General features: G+C 59.5%; 21 protein-coding genes. 13 read left to right on the top strand and 8 right to left on the bottom strand.

Annotated features, from left to right (window positions below; translation table 11 throughout):
• Positions 1-163 precede the first annotated feature (163 nt).
• The 7 genes from ACCD05_RS19620 (at position 164) to ACCD05_RS19590 (ending at position 8,408) form a co-directional block, all read left to right on the top strand.
• Positions 164-2,563: an FdhF/YdeP family oxidoreductase gene (locus ACCD05_RS19620; protein ID WP_413394805.1), complete on the top strand. Its 2,400-nt coding sequence runs from the start codon at positions 164-166 to the stop codon at positions 2,561-2,563.
• 260 nt (positions 2,564-2,823) lie between these two features.
• On the top strand, positions 2,824-3,345 hold the full coding sequence (locus tag ACCD05_RS19615; protein ID WP_111564042.1) for a c-type cytochrome: 522 nt from the start codon (positions 2,824-2,826) through the stop codon (positions 3,343-3,345).
• An 8-nt stretch (positions 3,346-3,353) separates the two neighbouring features.
• The gene (gene coxB / locus ACCD05_RS19610; RefSeq protein ID WP_413394803.1) at positions 3,354-4,331 is read left to right on the top strand and encodes a cytochrome c oxidase subunit II; all 978 of its coding nucleotides are present in this window, start codon (positions 3,354-3,356) and stop codon (positions 4,329-4,331) included.
• Positions 4,328-6,235 carry a cytochrome c oxidase subunit I gene (gene ctaD, locus ACCD05_RS19605; protein WP_413394763.1) on the top strand — a complete coding sequence of 636 codons (1,908 nt, stop codon included), beginning with the start codon at positions 4,328-4,330 and terminating at the stop codon, positions 6,233-6,235. The genes coxB and ctaD overlap by 4 nt, the downstream gene beginning before the upstream one ends.
• Positions 6,235-6,837, top strand: a complete 603-nt coding sequence (locus tag ACCD05_RS19600) for a heme-copper oxidase subunit III (RefSeq protein WP_112436702.1) — start codon at positions 6,235-6,237, stop codon at positions 6,835-6,837. The genes ctaD and ACCD05_RS19600 overlap by 1 nt, the downstream gene beginning before the upstream one ends.
• Before the next feature lie 292 nt (positions 6,838-7,129).
• Positions 7,130-8,008, top strand: a complete 879-nt coding sequence (locus ACCD05_RS19595; RefSeq protein ID WP_413394761.1) for a cytochrome c oxidase assembly protein — start codon at positions 7,130-7,132, stop codon at positions 8,006-8,008.
• A gap of 52 nt (positions 8,009-8,060) precedes the next feature.
• On the top strand, positions 8,061-8,408 hold the full coding sequence (locus ACCD05_RS19590) for a c-type cytochrome (protein ID WP_413394759.1): 348 nt from the start codon (positions 8,061-8,063) through the stop codon (positions 8,406-8,408).
• Between the two features lie 2 nt (positions 8,409-8,410).
• Here the strand turns inward: ACCD05_RS19590 and ACCD05_RS19585 are convergent, their stop codons facing one another.
• The 3 genes from ACCD05_RS19585 to ACCD05_RS19575 all read right to left on the bottom strand — a co-directional run bounded on the left by ACCD05_RS19585 (position 8,411) and on the right by ACCD05_RS19575 (position 10,092).
• Positions 8,411-9,328: a c-type cytochrome gene (locus ACCD05_RS19585; protein ID WP_413394757.1), complete on the bottom strand. Its 918-nt coding sequence runs from the start codon at positions 9,326-9,328 to the stop codon at positions 8,411-8,413.
• Positions 9,329-9,418: 90 nt separating this feature from the next.
• Positions 9,419-9,679 (bottom strand): hypothetical protein, encoded by a 261-nt coding sequence (locus ACCD05_RS19580; protein ID WP_111564013.1) that lies wholly within the window; start codon positions 9,677-9,679, stop codon positions 9,419-9,421.
• A gap of 158 nt (positions 9,680-9,837) precedes the next feature.
• On the bottom strand, positions 9,838-10,092 hold the full coding sequence (locus ACCD05_RS19575; protein WP_413394801.1) for a DUF2934 domain-containing protein: 255 nt from the start codon (positions 10,090-10,092) through the stop codon (positions 9,838-9,840).
• Between the two features lie 586 nt (positions 10,093-10,678).
• On the opposite strand from ACCD05_RS19575, the gene ACCD05_RS19570 reads away from it, so the two are divergent.
• The gene (locus ACCD05_RS19570) at positions 10,679-10,918 is read left to right on the top strand and encodes a hypothetical protein (RefSeq protein ID WP_413394755.1); all 240 of its coding nucleotides are present in this window, start codon (positions 10,679-10,681) and stop codon (positions 10,916-10,918) included.
• A gap of 306 nt (positions 10,919-11,224) precedes the next feature.
• Here ACCD05_RS19570 and ACCD05_RS19565 read toward each other — a convergent pair whose 3' ends face one another.
• Positions 11,225-11,758 carry a DUF4142 domain-containing protein gene (locus ACCD05_RS19565; protein ID WP_413394753.1) on the bottom strand — a complete coding sequence of 178 codons (534 nt, stop codon included), beginning with the start codon at positions 11,756-11,758 and terminating at the stop codon, positions 11,225-11,227.
• Positions 11,759-12,107: 349 nt separating this feature from the next.
• On the opposite strand from ACCD05_RS19565, the gene ACCD05_RS19560 reads away from it, so the two are divergent.
• Positions 12,108-12,308 (top strand): hypothetical protein, encoded by a 201-nt coding sequence (locus ACCD05_RS19560; protein WP_111564017.1) that lies wholly within the window; start codon positions 12,108-12,110, stop codon positions 12,306-12,308.
• Between the two features lies 1 nt (position 12,309).
• Entirely contained in the window at positions 12,310-12,516 is a 207-nt protein-coding gene (locus tag ACCD05_RS19555; protein ID WP_111564018.1) for a hypothetical protein, read from the top strand.
• A 660-nt stretch (positions 12,517-13,176) separates the two neighbouring features.
• Here the strand turns inward: ACCD05_RS19555 and glgX are convergent.
• The gene (gene glgX, locus ACCD05_RS19550; protein ID WP_413394750.1) at positions 13,177-15,258 is read right to left on the bottom strand and encodes a glycogen debranching protein GlgX; all 2,082 of its coding nucleotides are present in this window, start codon (positions 15,256-15,258) and stop codon (positions 13,177-13,179) included.
• 377 nt (positions 15,259-15,635) lie between these two features.
• Between glgX and ACCD05_RS19545 the strand changes: the two genes are divergently transcribed.
• Together ACCD05_RS19545 and ACCD05_RS19540 are read left to right on the top strand one after the other, a co-directional pair.
• A complete protein-coding gene (locus ACCD05_RS19545) occupies positions 15,636-15,971 on the top strand; it encodes a DUF2934 domain-containing protein (protein WP_112437176.1) in 336 nt (111 codons plus the stop codon).
• Entirely contained in the window at positions 15,862-16,194 is a 333-nt protein-coding gene (locus tag ACCD05_RS19540) for a response regulator transcription factor (protein ID WP_413394748.1), read from the top strand. The genes ACCD05_RS19545 and ACCD05_RS19540 overlap by 110 nt, the downstream gene beginning before the upstream one ends.
• A 297-nt stretch (positions 16,195-16,491) precedes the next feature.
• Here ACCD05_RS19540 and ACCD05_RS19535 read toward each other — a convergent pair whose 3' ends face one another.
• A complete protein-coding gene (locus tag ACCD05_RS19535; protein ID WP_111564045.1) occupies positions 16,492-16,944 on the bottom strand; it encodes a hypothetical protein in 453 nt (150 codons plus the stop codon).
• 395 nt (positions 16,945-17,339) lie between these two features.
• On the opposite strand from ACCD05_RS19535, the gene ACCD05_RS19530 reads away from it, so the two are divergent.
• Positions 17,340-20,612, top strand: a complete 3,273-nt coding sequence (locus ACCD05_RS19530) for a DEAD/DEAH box helicase (RefSeq protein WP_413394746.1) — start codon at positions 17,340-17,342, stop codon at positions 20,610-20,612.
• Between the two features lie 316 nt (positions 20,613-20,928).
• Here ACCD05_RS19530 and ACCD05_RS19525 read toward each other — a convergent pair whose 3' ends face one another.
• Both ACCD05_RS19525 and ACCD05_RS19520 read right to left on the bottom strand, forming a co-directional pair.
• On the bottom strand, positions 20,929-21,249 hold the full coding sequence (locus tag ACCD05_RS19525) for a hypothetical protein (protein WP_283193700.1): 321 nt from the start codon (positions 21,247-21,249) through the stop codon (positions 20,929-20,931).
• Positions 21,250-21,266: 17 nt separating this feature from the next.
• Positions 21,267-21,569 (bottom strand): hypothetical protein, encoded by a 303-nt coding sequence (locus ACCD05_RS19520; protein WP_413394744.1) that lies wholly within the window; start codon positions 21,567-21,569, stop codon positions 21,267-21,269.
• Between the last annotated feature and the right edge of the window lie 243 nt (positions 21,570-21,812).

The raw sequence follows: 21,812 nt of genomic DNA, 5'->3' as shown, positions 1-21,812 counted from the left end.
ACGGCCCAACGTTAGTTTAGGCACGCTTCCCGCTCGTCTGTCGGCCAATCTTACCATCGAGCGAGGCTGCGTGGAGCCGCCCCGGCTTCGATACGCGGACCACCCCATGACCATCGGGAACAAACGGCACGTTTCGTGGTTTGCCGACAAAAGAGGGACCGCCATGTCTGCGAAACCAGGCCATCCACCCAAGATCAAGCGTTACGGAGGACCCGCCGGGGGCTGGGGATCGGCCAAATCCGTCGCCGAAATATTGCTCCGGGAGCACAAGGTTGCCTTAGGCGCTAGAAGGCTATCGGAGCAAAACAAGCCGCAAGGTTACATGTGCGTGAGCTGTGCATGGGCCAAGCCCGCGAAAACCCATCCCCTCGAGTTCTGCGAAAATGGAGCAAAGGCGACCGCATGGGAAATCACCGATCGCCGAGCTGACAGGGCATTCTTCGCATCCCACACATTGAGCGAGCTTGAGCGATGGCGCGATCACGATCTCGAGGAGCAGGGTCGCTTGACCCATCCGATGCGCTGGGATCCTTCGACGGACAAGTATGTCCCGGTTTCATGGAAGGAAGCATTCGCGGAAATAGGCAAGGAACTCCGGGGCTTCGAGCCAAGGCAAGTCGACTTCTACACCTCGGGCCGCGCGTCCCTCGAGGCGAGCTACATGTATCAGTTGTTCGCGCGCATCTATGGCAGCAACAATCTGCCCGACAGCTCCAACATGTGCCACGAGAGTTCGTCGGTAGCGCTGCCGGAAAGTATCGGCGCCTCCGTCGGGACAGCGATCCTGTCGGACTTTGAAAACACCGATTGCATATTTTACATCGGCCAGAATGTTGGGACATCGTCGCCGAGGCTCCTCCATGACCTGCAGGACGCGGTCGATCGAGGCGTCCCGATCGTGACCTTCAACATGCTTCGGGAAAGGGGGCTTGAGCGCTTCGTGAACCCGCAATCGCCGACGCAAATGCTAGGCGGCCCTGAAACCAAGATCTCGTCGAGCTACCACCAGGTGCGCAACGGAGGAGATATCGCGGCGCTGTTTGGTATATGCAAGGCCTTGATCGAGGCGGACGATGCCCTTCGCGCCGAAACCAGCACAAAAGTGGCGGGAAATGACGGTCAACCCGCCGATCCCTCGAACGCCGCGATGGTAGCGTTCGCGGCTTCGATGGCGGCCGTGGATAAGAAACATGTGCTGGATCACGACTTCATAGCGGAGCATACGGCGGGCTTCGAGGAATTCTCCGCCGCGGCTCGCGGCCATGACTGGAGCGAACTGGAAAAAATCTCAGGTCTCTCACGTCAAGAGATGGAGCAGGCCGCGACCATATACGCTAACGCCAAGGCGGTTCTACTCGTCTACGGGATGGGTCTCACTCAACATCTCATGGGCGTTCAGACGGTCCACATGGTCGCCAATCTAGCCTTGCTTCGTGGCAACATCGGAAAGCCCGGCGCGAACATATGCGCGGTGAGGGGACACTCCAATGTGCAGGGGCAACGAACCGTGGGCATAACCGAGAAGCCAGGTCTGGTACCCTTGGACAAGCTCTCCGAGCTCTACCACTTCGAACCGCCTCGATGGACTGGCCGCACGACAGTGGAGACCTGTCAGGCGATCTTGGGGGGGGAGGCGCGCGCCTTCCTCGGTCTCGGAGGCAATTTCCTGAGGGCGGCGCCGGAAACCGACGCAATGGAACGAGCCTGGCGAAAAATGCGACTGACCGTGCAGATCGCGACGAAACTCAATCGAAGCCACGTCGTCCACGGAGAAATCGCGTACCTCTTGCCCTGCCTGGGCAGGATCGAGATCGATCAACAGGCCACGGGTCCCCAGGCCGTGTCGATCGAAAGTTCGATCGCTCACTTCCACGGCTCCGTTGGCAAAATGAAACCGGCGAGCGGGGAGCTGCTCTCGGAACCCGCGATCATCGCGGGGCTGGCCAAGGCCACGTTGCGATCAGATAGCGTTCCTTGGGACGAGTGGACAAACGACTACGCCAAGATCAGGGATGCGATCGAGGAGACATATCCCGAAACCTTCAGGGACTTCAACAAGCGGCTTTTCAAGCCGGGAGGATTTCCTCGACCCGTTCCGGCGCGCGAACGAAAGTGGGTCACCGCGAACGGCAAGGCGAATTTCTTGACGCCGCGGAGGCTTTTCCCGGACCTGTCAACGCAGGGACGGACCGACGTTCTTCACTTGGCCACTCTTCGGTCCAATGATCAATTCAATACGACCGTGTATGGCTACAGCGATCGCTTTCGGGGCGTGGATGGAACGAGGCGAGTTGTATTCATGAATGCCGCCGACATCGCGGCCCTTGGTCTTGAGAACGGGATGTCGGTCGATCTTGTCACCGCGATCGACCCATCAAGCAAACGCATGGTCCACGGGTTTCGAATTGTCAAGTACGACATCCCGAGAGGCTCGTGCGCCGCCTATTTTCCGGAGGCCAACCCGCTATTTCCCTTGGACCACCATGACCCAAGGTCCAAAACCCCGTCCTACAAGCTGCTTCCTGTCACGGTCACCCGATCCTCGGAGGCACCTCGCGACTAACGTGAAGATTAAGAAGGATGATCATAACATCTTCCAGGCTTATAAACGGGCTTACGATGCTGCTGGTTGGGGTGGCCTTGTTCGTGACGTGGCGCCCAGCCCGCCGAGGATTTTCGGGCGTGGCGCGCGCTCCACGCGGCGATCGCGATCAACCCGTGGACTGTCGTGATCAAAGTTCGCCGATCCGGCATGCCGTCACTTGGTCGCATGTCATCTCTTGGTCGGGTGTTGCCGCCGCGCTTATCGTAGGCGCCGGCGTGATGGGCTGGATCGACGAAGGCAGAAGGTTCCGGCTCGATCCGCCCGTTAATTCCGAACTGGACGGTTTCAGGCTGATGCCGAACGGCATAAGTGGAGCGCCGCCCGAGATAGACTTCGCGCGCGGCCAACCATACGAAAACGACGCTTATAACCTGAGCCAAGGCAAGCGCCTTTATACTTGGTTCGGCTGCCCCACATGTCATGGCGACGGACGAGGTGGGCAAGGCCCGTCTTTCCTGGATGGCTGGTGGCTTTATGGCCCGGAGATGGTTTCGATCGTTGCGTCAATCCGTGACGGACGGCCGCACGGCATGCCGCCTTTCCGTGAACGCATCCCGATCGAGCAGATCTGGCAGCTCGCCGGCTATGTTCAGTCCATGGGGTCCTACACACCGAAAGTCAGTGCTCCCGGACGAGATGACGCCAAGCATGCGCGGCCCGCGGAAAACCGCGGGCCGGCGGTCATGTTGTTCGAAGAGGGTCCGATAGGTGTCCACCCGCGGCAAGGGCCAAGCCCGTGAATGGAAAGATACCCCTCATATTTGTCATCGGGACACTTGCCGGCTGCGCGGGAACACAGTCAGCGCTCGACGTTCATGGCGAGCCCGCGGTCCACCTAAGGCAGCTCATGCTGATCCTCATCTTCGTGGGCGTGACGGTGTGGGTCATTGTCGTGGCGGCTCTCGCCTACGCGGTTCTTCATCATCGGTCCTCTCCGATCGACCGCGCCGCCCGCTCGGACAGACGTGCCAGGTTCATCGTGACCTCGTTGGTCGTCGCCACGGCGGTGATTATCGCTGGCCTGACGGTGGCGAGCTTCTACACCACGCGGCTGATCGACGGTATCGGGGAGCCGGAGATGACGGTGGTCGTTCGAGGCGAGCAATGGTGGTGGCGCGTCACCTATCTCCAAGATGGCCAATCGGCATTCCAAACGGCGAACGAGATACATATTCCCGTGGGCACCCGTGTGCGGCTACAACTCGAGAGCGCGGACGTCGTCCACTCCTTCTGGGTCCCAAGCCTGGCCGGCAAGCAGGATCTGGTACCAGGGCGAACCAACACCCTGACAATTCACGCGGATCGACCAGGTGTCTACCGCGGCCAGTGCGCTGAATTCTGCGGTCTTCAGCACAGCCACATGGCGCTGTTGGTCATGGCCGACGATGAAGCTTCATATCGTCGGTGGTATGCGAGCCAACTTGCTGAAAGTCTCGTGCCAGATCAGCCGGAGCTGGCGCGCGGCAAGGCTGCTTTCCTGCGAAAGCCTTGCGCGGCCTGCCACCGCGTTCGCGGGACCACCGCGGACGGGACGACCGGCCCCGACCTCACGCATGTCGGAAGCCGCGGGACGATTGGCGCGGGTCTATTCGACCGGACGAGGGGTACGTTGGCCGCGTGGATCGCCGACCCTCAAACACTTAAACCTGGCAACAACATGCCTGCGGTCCCTCTCACCAGCGACGAGTTGCGATCCGTCTCGGCCTACCTGGAGAGCCTCAAATGACGGCTCATGACCGTGCGAACGATCTTCGTGACACCGACCTTGACCTGGCCGACGTCGACCGGCACCTGACAGCGATCTGGCGTACGCCTCGGAGCTTCTGGGGTGCCTTGTCCACGGTCGACCATAAGATCATAGGTCGCCGCTATATCGTGACGGCGTTCGTGTTTCTGTTCCTGGGCGGAATTTTATCACTCTTGATGAGACTGCAGTTGTCGCGAGCCGAAGCGCGATTCATTGGACCAGACCGGTACAACCAAATATTCACGATGCACGGCACCAACATGATGTTTCTGTTTGCCGTACCGGTCATGGAAGCGATTGCGGTCTATCTCGTGCCGCTGATGGTTGGGACCCGTAACATCGCCTTTCCCCGGCTCAATGCGTTCTCGTACTGGATGTTCCTGGCCGGCGGAATTGTTTTATGGGCTGCATTCATAATCGATGCCGGTCCCGACGTGGGATGGTTCGCCTACGTGCCGCTGTCGGGCCCCCAATATGGCGTTGGAAAGCGGGCTGACATCTGGGCGCAGATGATTACCTTCACCGAAGTGTCGGCACTTGCCGTTTCCGTTGAACTCGTTGTCACTATCCTCAAGCAGCGCGCCCCTGGCATGTCTCTCGACCGCGTTCCGCTGTTCGTATGGTCGATGCTGGTGACGTCGTTCATGGTGATCCTCGCCATGCCGGCAGTGATGATCGCCAGTACCTCGCTGATCCTCGACAGACTGGTGGGAACGCAGTTTTTCAATCCCGCCGAGGGTGGCGACGTCCTGCTGTGGCAGCATCTCTTCTGGTTCTTCGGTCACCCCGAAGTCTACATCATATTTCTTCCGGCGGTCGGAATGGTATCGACCATCGTGACGACTTTCACGCGGCGGCCGGTTTTCGGTTACCTGTCAATGGTGATGGCACTGGTTTCAACAGGCGTCCTGGCCTTCGGCCTATGGGTTCATCATATGTTCGTTGCCGGATTGCCACGGTTAGGGGAGAGCTTTTTCACCGCTTCCAGCATGGCGATCGCCGTTCCCGCGGGATTGCAAATATTCTGTTGGCTGGCGACAATCTGGCTGGGTCGGCCCGTCTGCAAAACGCCGCTGCTTTTTGTTTTCGGCTTCATCATAACCTTCGTGATCGGCGGGATGACCGGAGTGATGGTCGCCTCGGTGCCGTTCGACACGCAGGTTCACGACACGTATTTCGTCGTGGCGCATTTCCACTACGTGCTCGTGGGCGGCGCGGTGTTTCCCCTGCTCGGCGCGATCTACTATTGGTTTCCAAAATTCACTGGTCGGACAATGAGCGAGAATTTAGGCCGTTGGGTCTTCGCGCTCGTGTTCACGGGATTTCATCTCACCTTCTTTCCCATGCACGTCCTTGGACTGGCCGGGATGCCTCGTCGCGTATACACCTACCAACCCGAGCTTGCCTGGAGTGGTCTGAACCTCATGATCAGCCTTAGCGCGCTGGTCCTGGCGTCCGGCTTTCTCCTGTTTGCGATCGATGTCGTTCGAAGCGCGCGAACCGGCCCGGTCGCCGGCCCAAATCCATGGGGAGCCCCGACGCTGGAATGGGCGACGGCCTCTCCGCCGGCGCCTTACAACTTCGCGCGGATTCCGGTCGTGCGTTCAGGCGAGCCCCTCTGGGACGATGAGGAACTTTGTGTCGCCACGGGCCTTTGTGTCGATCGACGCGAGTTGCTCGTCACCACCGTGGCGTCATCGACGCCGCAAGCAAGGGAGTCATCGCCGCGCGATTCCATTTGGCCGCTCCTTGCCGCGGTGGCCGCATCCATGGTTCTGGTTTGGTCGATATTCACCCCGTGGGCGGTTGTGTGGGGCTCGATCCCCATCGCGATTGCCTTGATAGGCTGGTTCTGGCCAAAAGGCGTGCCGGAGGACGGGTGATGAAGGAGAGAGTGGTTTGTGACGTTTCCACGCTCACGTCGCACGCAAGCGGAGCCGCTAGCCCCGCATGGTGGGGTACCCTGGCATTCATGGTGATCGAGGGCACGGGCTTCGCGCTCGCCATCGTCATGTATCTCTATTTGATGAGCATTGCCCCCGCATGGCCCATTGACGCGCCGCGACCGGATCTTTGGGCGGGAACCGCCATCACCGTCTTGTTGTTGGCCAGCCTCGTTCCAAATTTCCTGGTGTCACGCTGGGCAAAGCGGCGGGACCTGCCGAAGGCAAGAGCTGGTCTCTTGGTTATGTCTTGCCTCGGCATAGCGCCACTTCTCATAAGAATTCATGAGTTTCCAGCACTGCACGTGGGATGGGATCGCAATGCCTACGGCTCTATCGTCTGGTTGCTGCTAGGTCTTCATACCAGCCATGTTCTAACCGATCTCGCCGAAACCTTGGTTCTCACTTGCTTGATGTTCACAAGGCACTCGGACAACGCGCGTCGCCATGACGACGTGGCGGACAACGCCATGTACTGGAACTTCGTTGTCGTGGCTTGGCTGCCAATCTACGGCTGCATCTATTGGGTCCCACGCCTATGACCCCAAGCTCCATTCGATTTGTTGGCCTTGCCGTCGCGCCGATAGCCTGGGCCGCCACGACGCAGCTCGGACAGATACTTCCGTGGCGCGACTGCGCCGCGCGTTCGAGCTGGACGCTCGTCTCGTTCGCCGCGGCGATTGCCCTGAGCGCCTCCGGATCGATTTTCGGTCTAGGGCGTAGGCAAGAATTGGGAACCCCTGGCGAAAAGGTTGGTCGCGCGCTCCAGCTTCTCGAGGCCATGTTCATGTTCGCGATCAGTCTACAGGGAGCCGCGATAATGTTGGTCGACCCATGCGCACGTTGATTGCCTTCGCCGTTCTGATCGCCGTGTCCGGCAATGCCTTCGCACATGGTGGAGAAACGCACGCGCGCTCATATCCGTGGACCTTCGACCCCCTGGTCATCGTCCCCATCTGCGTGGCCGCGACAGCGTCCATCATAGGTAGCCGCCGATTGCTAAAACGCGTTTGCGTCAACAGGCGCTCGCCGGTTCTTCGAATCCTGGCATTCCATGCCGGCCTCATCTCCCTGGCCGCCGCCTTGATATCGCCGATCCATTGGCTGGGAGAACATCTTTTCGCCGTGCACATGATCGAGCACGAGATCGTGATGGCCGTATCGGCGCCTCTTATCGTCCTTTCGCGGCCGGCGGCATTTATGGTGTGGTCGCTTCCGCGAGCCGGGCGTCTGGCGGCGAGCCGGATGTTCAACGCTGCCCCGCTTCGTGTCGCATGGACGTCGCTAACTGGCGGCTTGCTAGCGACGCTGCTGCACGGCGCGGCGATATGGGTCTGGCACGCACCCGTGCTGCTGGACACCTCCATCGCGGACACGACGGCGCATCGGGCCCAGCATCTGACGTTTTTCATTACGGCGATCTTCTTCTGGTGGGCGATGATTTGGCGCAGCGAACGGGGTGTCGCGGCTTGGCATCTCTTCGTCACGATGATGCATACGAGCGTGTTGGGCGCGTTGATCGCGCTCTCGCCGCGTGTTCTTTATGTCGCTCAGACCGCCGACGCCCGCGAGTGGGGAATTTCGCCCCTGCAAGATCAGCAAATGGCGGGGCTTTTAATGTGGATCCCGGCGGGCACGGTCTATGCGGGAGCCGCGATTTTTCTCCTATCGGCTTGGATCAAGCAATCGAGCACAAGGATCGAAAATGCGTAGGTTGACGGGTTACCCCGCTTTGCTGACATGCCTTCTGTGCACGGCGCTGGCAGTGTCGTTCCTGACGGTCAATCGCATCAAGACGCGCCATGAAATAGGCGAGACCGCGGCTTTGATGACCGGAGGAAAGCTGGACCGGGCACCCGCCATTTTTCGACGTTACGGTTGCGCTGGCTGTCATACGATCCCTGGCGTGCCTGGCGCCGATGGTCAGGTTGGGCCGGCGCTGTCGGGGTTGCGGGCGCGCGTTTACATAGCCGGGACCCTGCCCAACAACGCGGAAAACGCGCGGCGCTGGATTGTTGGGCCAGAGCAGTACGCTCAAGGAACGGCGATGCCGGCGAGTGGCATAAGTCCCGACGAAGCCAGTGACCTGGTCGCCTATCTTTATACCCACTAAGCTCAAGGTCGCGGCGAGGGAATCGCTCCCAACGTTTTAATGTAATGAGCTATCGCTTCGCGATCGCTTTCCGGGAGGCGAGCTGTGTTCTCCACGACGTCGGACATTGAGGAACCGACCCGGCCATGGTTGGGCGTCTCGCCCGTCGTCAACATCCGCACGAGATCCTCCTCGCTCCAATCCGCGATACGAGCGGCCGTGATGTTCGGAACGTAGCCCGTGCCTTGGGGATCAATTCCGCCCGCAAATCGTGTTTCCGGGATTATCGCGCCCACGACGTTTCGACTGGAATGACACTCCGCGCAGTGCGCCAGCGTCTCGACGAGATAATAGCCGCGGGCAAGCAGCTTGTCCGCCTTGGCTGGCGGGGCGGCGGAGCGACCCTTACTGAAAAAAAGAAGCTTCCATGCTCCGACGGACCTCCTGATCGCGAAGAGAAGGCTGGGATGATGCGGTGGAGCGCGGCCCTTAACCCAGGGAACAGTCCTGAGATAGGCATGAAGGTCGCGTATGTCGCCCGGTGTCATCGAAGTATAGCTGGTGTAGGGGAAGGCCGGATAGTAATGGGCGCCGGTGGGGGAGATCCCCGCCACCAGTGCGTTCGCCAAATCCGAGACGTCCCAATTTCCGATTCCATCAATCGGGTCGGCCGATATGTTCGGAGGCCTGAATGTACCGAAGGTCGATGCCAAGGCTAGCCCGCCTCCAAGGTGAAGGCGGTCGGTTTGACCGGGAGTGGCGTGGCAAGAGGAGCAATCCGCGGCCGTGAAGATCTGTTCTCCTCGACGGATATCCCCTGGGCCGGCCAGTCGAGGGTCTCCAGGAAGAAACTCCCCTTGGGGTGCGGTCGCGATCCACGCGGCTGTCGTACACAGGCCCGCGCAGCATGCAATCAATACCAAAACACCAAGCACCCTCATTGCCGACACCTTCGTGAGCGACCTCCCGCCCCCGGCGCCTTGAGCCGGATGAAGAGCGGGCGGCGCGAGGACCTAATTGAGGAAAGACCGTTACTTCCCAGGCAACTCCTTGGTATGGGTGGGGCCGGCCGGCAGCTTTTCCTCGGAATGCTCCCTGTCGGCGGCGCGGATCGGTGCTGTCGCGAAGGATGACACGAAAAGGGCAACTCCAAGCGCAACCACCGCGAAGAGGACCGCGACGCCGATCGAAAACGCCGTACGTCTCGGATCCTCTTTCATCATTCCAAACGCGAGCGCGAATCCCAGTAGGGCGGCACCTCCCGCGACGGCGATAAGCCAGATATGGTTCAAGGATACTCTCCAATACGTTTGACACCGAGGGAGGAGCGCTCCCGATCCTTTGCGATGCGATCATCGTCGCGCCAGTTGAACGACGTGGGCTCCGGTGTTGCGCCGCTCGCAAGGCAAAAGGTGGCGCGGACCGGGCAAGGTCCGCCGGGCGGTCGCTGCTATGTGGCGCGCGACGTCCCTGACGAGCCGGGCGCGCCAACCCCGTCTGGAGCGTCTTCCCCGTCAACGTTTCCTTTTTCCTTGAAATCGCTAACTGCCCGCTCCCAATGCTCGACGTGGCGCCCTTCGGGCCGGCCCGCTTGCTCCCACAACGAGTAAGCTCGCTTGCTAATCCACTCGTCGCGCTCTCGCTCGTGGACAGATACCGTTTCATCCTCGCTCTTGAACACGCTAGGCTCGCTAGGTGACGTCATCTCCCCTTCATTGGGCGCGGGGGCCAGGCCTTCCCGCGCGCCGGGATCCTCTGTCGGCCGTTCCAGGCCAGAACGCTGCCGCGATGCGTTAATCGGATTTCGAACCTTTTTCATTAGCTTTCCTATACATTTCTAGGCGGGTTGGAAAAGTCGCTCACAACGATCGGTGGGACTTGCCGCCGGGGTCGCCCTTCACCGGAGCCGGCTCCCCGAGCACAGGGTGTTTCCTTTCGTTGTGGAACCCATGAACCTCGAAAACCTCGTGTTGTTCCCAATAAAAGACGCCTATCGCGCTAATCGTCGGGCAGGCTTTTGAAACCGGGGCCATCCGAATCTGACATCGAATGAACTTTCGTGCCGAGTGCGCCCTTCCGAGGAGGATTCGTCGCGGTCCGAGTGTCGACGGCGTTCAACGTCAGTGGTCTTGACCGGACCATGGTAATACTGAGGCCGAGCCCGGCCTGGTCGCTGCCGCTCTCGGGGCTCGATTGGGAAGGGGCAAGCGCGCCGGACCACGCCTGACGGAACCTTTGGGTGCCAGCGCGGTTTGCAATGCATCCCTCCTCAAACAGACGAGAGGCATAGGATGACTGGATCGAAACAGGCCGGAACCGACGATCGCCGCGTCTCGGATGGCGCCGACGAGCGGCGTGAGGAGCTGGCGAAAAAAGCCGCGAAAGGACTGCGTTCGGCAATGCGTGGAGACGATGCCGATCCGGATGCGCCTTCGGCCACGGGCGATTTGAGGAAAACTCCGTCGTCGGAAGCGCTGGGTACTCCCGCGAAAGGAGCCGTCGAAGACGGCGAGGGCCCAGGGAGCCAGTGACTGCTTGCCCAATCGAAATGCCCGGATCGCCGTCGCGCTGGCCGCTTGCGTCCTGGTGACAACCCGCCCTCCGTGAAGTCGTTCGCCTTCAACGGGACCTACATCATTGGCACGCGTGCGACGGAGTGCACATCGTCACGTCTGGCATCCCAGGGACCGGTTCCAACGGCGTCGAGCCTGGAGGCGAAGGTTAAACTGTACCATCGAACGCTACGTCGCGATGGAACGAATGACACGCTCGAATGCGTCGATACCAAAACGCCGTGGATTTCCTGGTCCACGGCGTTTTGAATCCGATATCCGAGACTACTTATTCAAGTCCTTGGCCATCGTCAGATGATGTTCCAACGCGGGTCGGGTTTTCGCGGCCCATGCCTTCAACTCCGCGTTCTCGCCTTCATCGCCGTACCGTTTGAAAAGATCGACGGCGTCTTCATGGGCATCTTCCTGATCCGAGTGGTACCGCTTGGTGAAATCGTCCCCGTTGAGCTTCTTCAGATCGTCCAGCATGCTCTGTTGCGCGGAGCTCATCGCGCTCGGGATCGCGGCCTTGACCTTGCCACCATCGATCATCGCCTTCAGCTCCGCGGACGTCTTCATGTGATCGCTGATCATCTGCTGCGCGAATGTCTTCGTCGCGGCGTCCTGCGAGCGTTCGACGGCAAGCTTGCTGGATTCGATTTCGAACATGTCGGAGCTCGCCACCTCGGTGACGAAGTCCTCGGTCCTTGGAGCAACGCCCATGACCGAGTTGACCCCAGTCTTTTCGGCCGCGGATTGGGCGAGGACGGGCGAAGTAAATAGGATTGCAAGTCCAGCGAGGGCGAGGGCGGTTCTCATTTTGATGGTGCTCCTTTGGCGAGTTGAGACCACTAAACTTATTGGTCGCCTGATCGTTCCTGTCCTGGCGTCTTTAATTGGGGACGTTCGGTTCGTGGCCATCGCGTAAGCGGGGAGATTGGTTGATGGCGCGAGCGAGCCCCGCCCCCCGCCAAGTCCCCATCCGCTCCCGCGACCAAAATGGCCTTGTCGCCATCGTGGAAAACCTGGAAGGCCGCGACACTCTCAATCGCTTTTGGAAAAGGAACGAGACACTAGATTGTCTCTCTCGGATCAAACCAAACATCATGATCAACCCGGAACAAGTGATGTTTTGCGAGGTTACCCATTCACCACAAGGAGTTTTACAATGGGTATGAGCAAGCAAAGTGAAGGTGCTCCCGGCACCACCGACCAATCGCCCCGATGGGAAGGACCGCGGGAAAATATCCCGCCTGGCTACCTTCCCGCCGAGGACAATCCCGACACGGCCAAGGATGCCAACGGTGAAACCAACGCCGATCCCGAGGTCAAGAAGATCTCCGATGGCCTTAAGCAGAAAGGCGAATGACATGTCGGACATCGAGAAGGACGCCAAGGGTCAATTTGCCAAGTCCGTCGCTGATCGCAAGGCCACGGGGGTGCACAGCGCTAAGCCCACCGTGATAACAGGCTCCGAGGACGCGACCGAACATAAGACACCTCCAGGAAGAAAGCCGGTCAAGGATTGGGACATCAACTTCGATCCCGCGGAGGAAAATGAGGGAAAGATGCGATAGGACCAGGGCACTGCCCACGGGGCCTGGTTTGACAGGCTCCCGCGAGCACCGTTTCCACCGCGATCCGAGGCTCTCGCAAGCCGCCGAATACGGTGCTTACTTACTGCCATCGAACTCGGAAAAACACCAATCGGTTTTCAAGCAGCCACGCTTGGTGACGGCTGGTGAAGGGTCGATCACCTGTCGCCACCAGATGACGTGATGACGCAAGTTGCCCGTGGCTACGTCGATATAGCGCGAACCGGTCTTGCCCGAATCCTCCAAGGCTTCACGGGCATATTGACCATGCCACGAGCCCGAGGATGACAACAAAGCTAACGGGGACCGCGAGAAATCGGGCCATGCCGAGATTGGTGTTGGTATGGCCCACCCAGGCGAACCACCAGGCAGGGCCTTGATTTCCGTCGGACATGGTTGTCTCCATGGGGGTTGCGTGTCGAAAGGCTTGATCGGAGAAATCTCGAGGAAAGAGTATGGATTATAGATAAAGCCTGTCACCCGAACCTTTGCTTCGAGCAATAGTTCCCTTATCTTCGCTGGCGTAGGGGATCAAGGATGCTAAACCGTCACCGGTAAAGCTTCGGCGAGAACAGGGCGTAACATGCTGACGGCCATTGTGGTTTCCATCCGTCAACCAATCACTCACCCTTTTTGCCGGGTTCACCCCTTGGCGGATAGCAGCACAAGGCTGCGCGGAGAGAGTAGATAGGACTCCGTCTCGCCGATATCTTGTTCCCCAATGATCGGATCGGCGGTCGTCAAAGTAACCACCCAGCCCTTGCCCGAACTCTCGGGCAGGCTGAACTCCACGTCACCATCATGCGGGTTGAACAGAATGATGACGTCATTCATCCCTTCCGTGTCCGAACTTGCCGTCAGACGCAAGCCTATGGTCGTGCTCCCTTGATCGGCCCAATGCTCTTGCGTCTGTTCGCCGCCGCCTGGATTAAGCCACGTCACCAGGATGCCATCGCGCCAGCTCTCCCGCCGAAGAATTCGATTGGACTGACGCAGGCTGATCAACCTCTTCACGAAGCCCCGAAGGCTATCGGCGGAGACCGGGAGGTTTTCCCAATGGACCCAACTAAGCTCGCTGTCTTGGCAATAACCATTGTTGTTGCCCATCTGGCTGCGACCGAATTCGTCGCCAGCGAGCAGCATAGGCGTGCCATGGGATAGGAACAGGGTTGCCAGGAAGTTGCGCTTTTGTCGTTCTCGAACATCTATCACGTCTTGGTCATCCGTTGGACCCTCGACGCCGTGATTATGGCTTCGGTTGTCGCCATGACCATCCTTGTTGTCTTCGCCATTATCGTCATTGTGCTTCTCATCGTAGGAAACGACGTCATTCAACGTGAAACCATCATGCGCCGTGATGAAATTCACACTGGCCCACGGTCTGCGACCACGAAGGTCGTACACGTCTCCAGACCCAAGCACACGCGCCGCGAAATCCCCCGTGGTGCCATCGGTGTCCTTCCAGTAATCGCGCGCCGTATCCCGATACTTGTCATTCCATTCGGCCCACCCCGGCGGAAAGCCACCAACCTGATACCCCCCTGGACCGATGTCCCACGGCTCCCCGATAAGCTTCAATCGAGACAGAACGGGGTCCTGCCCGACCGCGTCAAAAAATCCGCCTCGTTGATCAAAGCCTTCCGGTTCACGGCCGAGGATAGTACCGAGATCAAAACGGAAGCCATCCACATGCATCTCTTCAGCCCAATATCGGAGGCTGTCGGTTATCAACTGCAGGACGCGAGGATGGGAGGTGTTAACAGTGTTTCCAGTTCCTGTGTCGTTGATGTAGTAGCGAGGCTGCTCAGGCATCGTGCGGTAATAGGAAAAGTTGTCGATCCCCTTGAACGACAGCGTGGGACCGAGTTCGTTGCCTTCAGCGGTATGGTTGTAGACCACGTCGAGAATAACCTCGACGCCGGCGTCATGGAAGGCGCGGACCATGTCCCGGAAGCCAACAATGCCCTTCGGGCCGTAGTAACGGGCAGTTGGCGCGAAGAAGCCTAGGGAATTGTATCCCCAATAGTTTTTAAGACCCTTGTCGAGCAGGTGCGCGTCATCTGGAAACCAGTGGACGGGGAGAAGCTCGACGGACGTGACCCCGAGGTTGCGGATGTAGTCCACGACCTCTCGGTGCCCCAATCCTTCGAAGGATCCGCGCAGCTCCTCGGGAACGGCGGGGTGGAGCTTGGTGAAACCTTTCACGTGGGTCTCGTAGAAGATCGTGTTCGACCAGGCAACCCGCGGCTTCGTGTCCCCTTGCCAGTCGTAACTGGACGGGTCAATCACGCGGCATTTAGGCATTGACTGGGCGCTGTCGGTCTCATCGAACGACATGTCCTTTTCCTCGGCGTCCAACTTATACGCGAACTGCGCTTGGCTCCATTCGACGTCCCCCACCAGCTCGCGCGCATATGGATCGATCAGCAACTTGTTCGGGTTGAAACGATGGCCGCTCTCCGGGTCGTAAGGCCCGTGGACCCTGTACGCGTAAAGTGCTCCGGGCTTCAGACCCGGCACGTAGCCGTGCCAAACCTCGTTCGTGAATTCCGGAAGCACGACGCGGTCGGTCTCTATTATTCCCGTCTCGTCAAATAGGCACAGCTCGACGCGCTCGGCGTGCGCACTGAATATCGCGAAGTTCACTCCATCGCCATCGAAGTTCGCGCCGAGACGCGTCCAGTCGCCGGCTACAATTTGCTTACCGCCGTGAGAATTCGTCATGTCAGCCCTCGAAGGAATTTTTCCATTTTGAAACTCCAAGGGTGAGTGTTCGTTCCCGTTACCGCGCTAAATCGCTTCAAGCGGGGCGTACTTGGGTGTTGCGGGTTGGAGCAGGCCTAGCCTCGTCGGGCACCGGTCACCATCGCCAGCTGTCGGCTCGCGCGCCAATCGATCAGCATCAAATCAATATCTCACGAGAATGTCGCTTCGCCATGTTCGCGACGGGAACCTCGCGACATTAACGAGGTTTGAGCCGCCGAGAGACAAACGAAGGCCGTCGATGGAAACGCGGGTTCGGCTCTGTCCAGGCCGGAGCTGCTTTGATCCGAGGAGGTTTGGCTAATAGTTCGCGCAATCCGGATCATGGGGAGGTTGGAATGGAAAATCGTGGCGAATGGATCGCCAGGCGTGCCTATGCTTTGTGGGAGGAGGCCGGCCGGCCCTTCGGACAGGATAAATATCACTGGGATCAGGCATCCGCCGAGTACGATTTATTGGAGGCGACGCGCGCATCAAGTGATGGGCGCGAGGTCCTCGTAAAACTGCGTGGCGAATTTGCTTGCCAAGACAACCGGAGCGATGCCAAAAACAGAAACATTCTGATTGTCGAGGACGAGCCGCGGATACGCCGCGACACGGTGGACTTCCTGGACAGAGCCGGCTTCCGAACGCTTGAAGCTCGCCAACGCTGCCGAGGCACTTGTTCTTCTTGAGACCAACATCGTCGACACGCTGTTCACGGACACTGACATGCCCGGATCGATGGACGGGCTGGGACTCGTCGCCACCGTGCGGAGCCGGTGGCCGAGCATTCGGATCATCGTGACGTCGGGGCTAATCAAGTTCGCGCGCCGAGATCCGCGCAATGAAATGGCGTTCATGTCTGAACCCACGACCCGCCTTGAGCTTATCAACCTTATATCGCGGTCTCGTTGATCAGATTGAATATGCGGGCCTCCTCGAGCAAAAAGCCGCCACGACCCGAATTCAGCTTCCAATGACGGGACGGATTTTCCGCCGCCGAGCCCCCGTGAAGTAGGCTTCCGAGCTTGGCCGTCGGTAGCGCTTATCCGATCGAGCCTCTCCGGGGGGAGGGCGCCTGATATCGCGCACTTGCGTTCGGTGGGGGCGCCTCCCGCCTTCGGCATATGTTGGACACTGACGGGACCGACATCTACATCTTCCGATCCCGTGTTGCTTCTGGCATGGATGAGCGAGGTTGCGAACCGCGTCTCAGTCTGGTTGCACCGGCCTGATGGTATCAACCGAGATCTCGCCCTTGATCACTCCGCGGGCGATATCGGTCCGCCCTCGCTCGACCTCGATCACGGTGTAGAGCTTATCGTCGCGAAAAGCGCTTGCGTTGAACGTCGTCACATCCTCAGCGGGCGCGGCATCCACTTCCATGAAGTCGAGTTCGCGACTCGCGGCCACGATCCTAGCGTCCCCCGACGTTCGGGCCGCGACCATGACGACCCCGTGGCCGGGCGAGTTCACCCACCGCGGATCACCCGGTGCCGCGATTGGCTCCAGCCGATATATTGAAAGCTTTTCCGCTTCACCCCCCGATGCTCCCGCGGCCGCCGCGTCCGAAATCTGCGCCTGGCTCTCGACTGATGAACCGAATGTGTTGCGAGTTGTGGCATTGTTGTGGTCGTCGCCACCTGCTTTTGACACGTTAGACATGAACGTCCTCCCTTTCACCTTTGGATTAACGCTCGAAAGCGGGCTTTGTTGCCTCGGCGCCGCCATTGGAAACTCGTCCGGGACCGGTGCAGGCGTCTGAGCGAACAGCGAGGCCAGATCGGTGCCAAAATCCAAGAGCCGCGGGCGCGGATAGCCAGTGTCCGGGATGGAATCCGTGGCCGGGGTTTGGAAGACGTATCCCACGGTCCATGGCCACTCCCGCCACGCGCCACGCGCCCGCTTGCGGGAGTAGACAGGGCATGCCGGGGCAAAAGGCTCTGTCCAATGGCGCGATCTCGCGAAAGCAACCAGCATCCATCCATCCGGAACCTAGCCGCGTGATCATCGTTGACTATCGCCTTTTCGCCCGCCTCCAAGATACATGGTAAGGATCGATGCCAGTAGCCCCTCAAAACCAACATAGCGCCGCGAATTCATCATTTATCGCTAGCGAGCTCGCGCGCCAGGTCGGCGCTGAGCACGGCGACGACATCGTCTTCGTCGCACGCTCGGACGGACGTGCGAAGCGCATCATCGAGGCGTGCGAATGCCTCTCGCTCGGGAGCAAACTCTTTTATCTGCCCGCGTGGGACTGTCTTCCATTTGATAGGGTACCGCCATCGCGAGCTTCAATGGGAATGAGAATGGATGCCTTGCGCGAGTGGCTGGCGACGCGGCCGGGCGGACGATTGTGTGTGACATCACTTGAAGCCTTGCTTCAGCGAATTCCACCCGCGGACGTCATCCAGTCTGCATGCTTCGAAGTCGCTGTCGGCGGCCGGTTTGATCTGTCGTCGTTTGAAGCCTTCCTTTCGCGGACAGGCTACGCGGTGGACGGTGTTGTCGATGAACCAGGTGAGGTCGCTATCCTTAACGGCGTCGTTGATATATTTCCCGCCGGCGGCAACCTCCCCATGCGATGCTATCTGAACGAGGACGGCATCGTCGAGGAACTCTGGTTTTACGATCCGGCGACACAGCGCACGCAAGCGAGTGTCAAAGAGATGCTGTTCGGACCAGCTTCAGAAATAATCCTTGCCCCTGGCGAGCTCGACGAACCCTCCGATGGCCAGGCGGTATACACACGGATGTTGAGAAATTACAGCGCGCTCGAAACAGTGTTTGACGTGCTTAAACCCGCCACCTTCCTTATCGAGGACGACGTCGACCGGAGAGTGGACGAGTATCTCGACATCATGGAGGACGCGCGAATATCCTCCGGGGCGCCCTTGACGCAGCGCTCACTCTACCTCGATCGCGAGGCTTGGGACGACGCGCGCTCGGGGCCCGGCTGGTCACTGCTTGATACGGATGGATACCTGCCGCTGGAAGCGGGTCGGAAAGGGTTCGGAGCTCTAACGGAGCTTGTCAACAATGTCGCCACAAATGGCACCCATCTCGCGATAGTGGGAGACGAACCCCAGTTGAGCCGATTGACGGATCGGGTGAGCAAATCGCTGAACACGAACGTCGTGCCAGCCACGACTTGGCAAGAGCTGTTGGAGACGGGATCGAGCGTTCGAAGCGGAAGGATCCCGTGGACGGAAGGGTATGTGGATCGTGGACGAAATCTTGTTGTTGTGGCTTGCCAGGACATTCTTGGGCCGCCCATCGGCGACCAACGCGACCATACCCGGTCGACGCTGCGGGCGCCGGATCTCCAGATCGGGGATGTTGTTGTCCATGAAGAACATGGGGTCGCGATCTTGCGGGCGATCGAAACCACCGTTGTCGAAGGCGTGGAATTTGACTCCGCGCGGCTTGAGTATCACGGGGGCGCCTCGATCATCGTTCCGATGAAGGATTTTGGCCTCCTTTGGCGATACGGCGCCGAAGCCTCATCCGTTACCCTGGACCGGCTCAATACAAATGGATGGGCACGCAAGCGAAATGACCTCCAGCGGGATATCCGCTCCGCGGCCAAGCATCTCGTTGACGTTGCCCGTCGACGTTCGGAAACTAAAACGAAACCGATAGTGCCGCCGCAAGACGAGTATCGGAAATTCTGCGCGCGCTTCCCCTACGGTCTCACCACCGATCAAATGAGCGCGATAGATGAATGTCTCGCCGACATGGCGAGTGGCCGTCCCATGGATCGCCTGATTTGCGGGGATGTCGGGTTCGGAAAGACCGAGATCGCCCTGAGAGCAGCGGCGGCCGTCGCGATGTCCAATCTGCAGGTGACGGTCGTGGCGCCTACAACTGTTCTGGCCAGACAACATCATGACGTGTTCAAGAAGCGATTTGAGAAGTCTGGGCTCTCGGTCGGCCTGCTGTCTCGCGCGGTGAGGAACGACGAGGTCACGCGCACGCGCGATGAGATAAGTGCAGGGACCGTCGATATTGTTATCGCGACCCACGCAATCCTTGGAAAGAACGTGAGCTTCCAGAGACTGGGACTGGTCGTCATCGACGAGGAGCATCGTTTCGGCGCCGCTGACAAGGCCGCCATGCGAGCGCTTTCGCCGAACGTCCACGTCCTGGCGCTGTCCGCGACGCCTATCCCGCGCACATTGCAATCCGCTCTCATCGGCGTTCCAGACGTGAGCCTGCTTACCACCGCACCATCTCGGCGCCGCCCCATCAGGACCTCGATCCTCCAAATCGACGCGGCAACGATCCGCGCGGCCTTGCTGCGCGAGAGACGTCGTGGCGGGCAGTCCTTTTTCGTCGCCCCACGGGTCGCCGACATCGATCCGCTCCAGGCAATGCTCGCGGAGATAGTGCCGGAACTCTCGGTCCTGGTGGCGCATGGCAAGATGTCGGTGGACAAGATGGATGACGCGGTTGTCCGCTTTTCAGAAGGCGAGGCCGACATTCTGCTGTCAACCAATATCGTTGAAAGCGGTCTCGATGTCCCTCGCGCGAACACGATTTTTGTCTGGCGTTCCGATCAATTCGGCCTGGCGCAGCTTCACCAGTTGCGGGGCCGCGTTGGAAGGGGCCGATCGCAAGGGCTCGCCTACATGCTGACCGAGCCAGGTGAGAAGGAAAGCGATGATAGTCGTCAGCGCCTATCCTTACTGCTCAAGTTCGATCGTCTGGGATCGGGAGCCGACGTGGCGATGAATGACCTTGAACTGCGTGGCGGCGGTAGCGTGGTGGGCGAGGAACAGGCGGGACACATAAAGGTTCTCGGAACTGGTCTCTACCAGGAGCTTCTCGCAAAGGCGGTCAGCTCGCTTCGCGGCCGAAAAGCCGCTTTCCCTGATCTTCCTGACTTCGAGGTCGGCGTAACCGGCTTCATTCCCTCCGATTTCGTCCCGGATCCAACCGTTAGACTAGGCTTTTACACACGTCTGTCGAAGATGAGGTTGAAGGAAGAGTTCGATGAGTTGGAGGAGGAGATGTTGGATCGCTTCGGTGACCTCCCCCACCCAGTGGCGGCGTTGCTTCGAACGGCCCGCATTCGAGCGTGGGCAGGTCTTCTCGGCATCGCGTCGCTGCGAGTGGGGCCAGACGGCGCCGCGGTCGAATTTCATGAGCGCGCTAGCGCAGCGATACTTGCGGAGTGGAAAAAGTTAGCGAGAGCAACCGCTAAGGGCAAGCGGATTCTATTTGACTTGAGGACCGGGTTTGAAGACCGCCTGCCATTTCTTGAAGCTCTTCTAGCCGCCGCCGCCAGTGTTGACACCGGCAGCCAATCAGGTCGAAGCGGTGTTTCGTGATGCGTTGCAGCGCCGCGGGATTGCGAGGGCGCGCGAGGGCGCGGCGCGGGATCTTATCTGATCGGCGGTTTCGCGCGGGCGGCTTGGCGGACTGACGCGGGTGGAGTCGGCCAGCAGCCTAGGCTGGCGCGCCCCGCCAGACGCTGAATGAGTGGTCGGGGCTATCGCCGCGGGCCATTCAGAGCTTTGCTCACCGCATCAACGATATCGCGGAGCGCGATCGGCTTCCTCACGATATCCGCGAGTTGGCCCGGAATGATGTGTGGATCGTAGCCCGTCAACAAAAGCCCTTGTGGGGCACGCGCGTTCGACCCCGTCAGAGCGAGTTGTCCGGGATAATAAAGTCGCCGTCCAGACGATCAAGGTTCTCGCAAAACAAAACCGGGCATGATTGGTCGCGCGTCGGAATCCGCTTCCATTCGGCATACTCGTTCGCGTCGCAATAGCGGCTGTTCCGCACGAAGCGGTCATACAGCGGAAGTCCCCTGGGCGACGACCAGCGAAAAATCACGGCGCCTTGGTTGTGAACGGTTGCGCGCGCCTGTTCGCACGTCATCTTGAGCGGGCTCAGGCGTGAGATCGCGACCGCGGGAGAAGTCGCCAACAGCGCGGTGATGACGATCGCTATGGTTTTCATGATCAAGCTTCTCATGATCAAACCTCGACAAATTTTCTAGAAAACGTCTCCAACGCCGATGTGTTCCGGGATACGCGGTTTATCAATCCAACTCCGTCAATGGAGCAAGCCAGCGAGATCGACTTCCTCCCATCCGCGCAGCTTCGTGGCCGCGCGTCATCCGTCTTCTCACTCGCCGATTTCAGAGCTTCCCTAACTTGCTTAAGCGACAGAGGAAGCTTTGCCTTGTAGGCCGCCTGTCTGCGTTTTTCGGCCTTTGTCACCGCATCCTCCTCGCGCCATTCGTCCACGGCTCCTCGATCCAGCAGATCCTCCACCATCCTTGGATCGAAAACGTAAAAGGTAAACCTCCGGGCGCGGCCTCTCCTGTTTCCAGGTTTCGAGAGAAGTGGCCCGTCGAGAAATCGGGGCGGATCGCATTCCCCGAAACCGTCACATGTTGTAGGCAACCGTAGTTATTGATGCGAATTCGGCTGTCCTCGGCCGCCCTAATTCCAGGTTGTTGTGGACGCTCGGGCCCGGAAATAGTCGCAAGACCATCACGTCATGTCTCGCCTTGCTCG

The organism is Rhizobium sp. Rhizsp42 (assembly GCF_047304155.1).
Lineage (GTDB): Bacteria > Pseudomonadota > Alphaproteobacteria > Rhizobiales > Rhizobiaceae > Rhizobium.
Note: the sequence above shows the minus strand (reverse complement) of the source record. Positions and strands in the feature narration are given on the sequence as shown.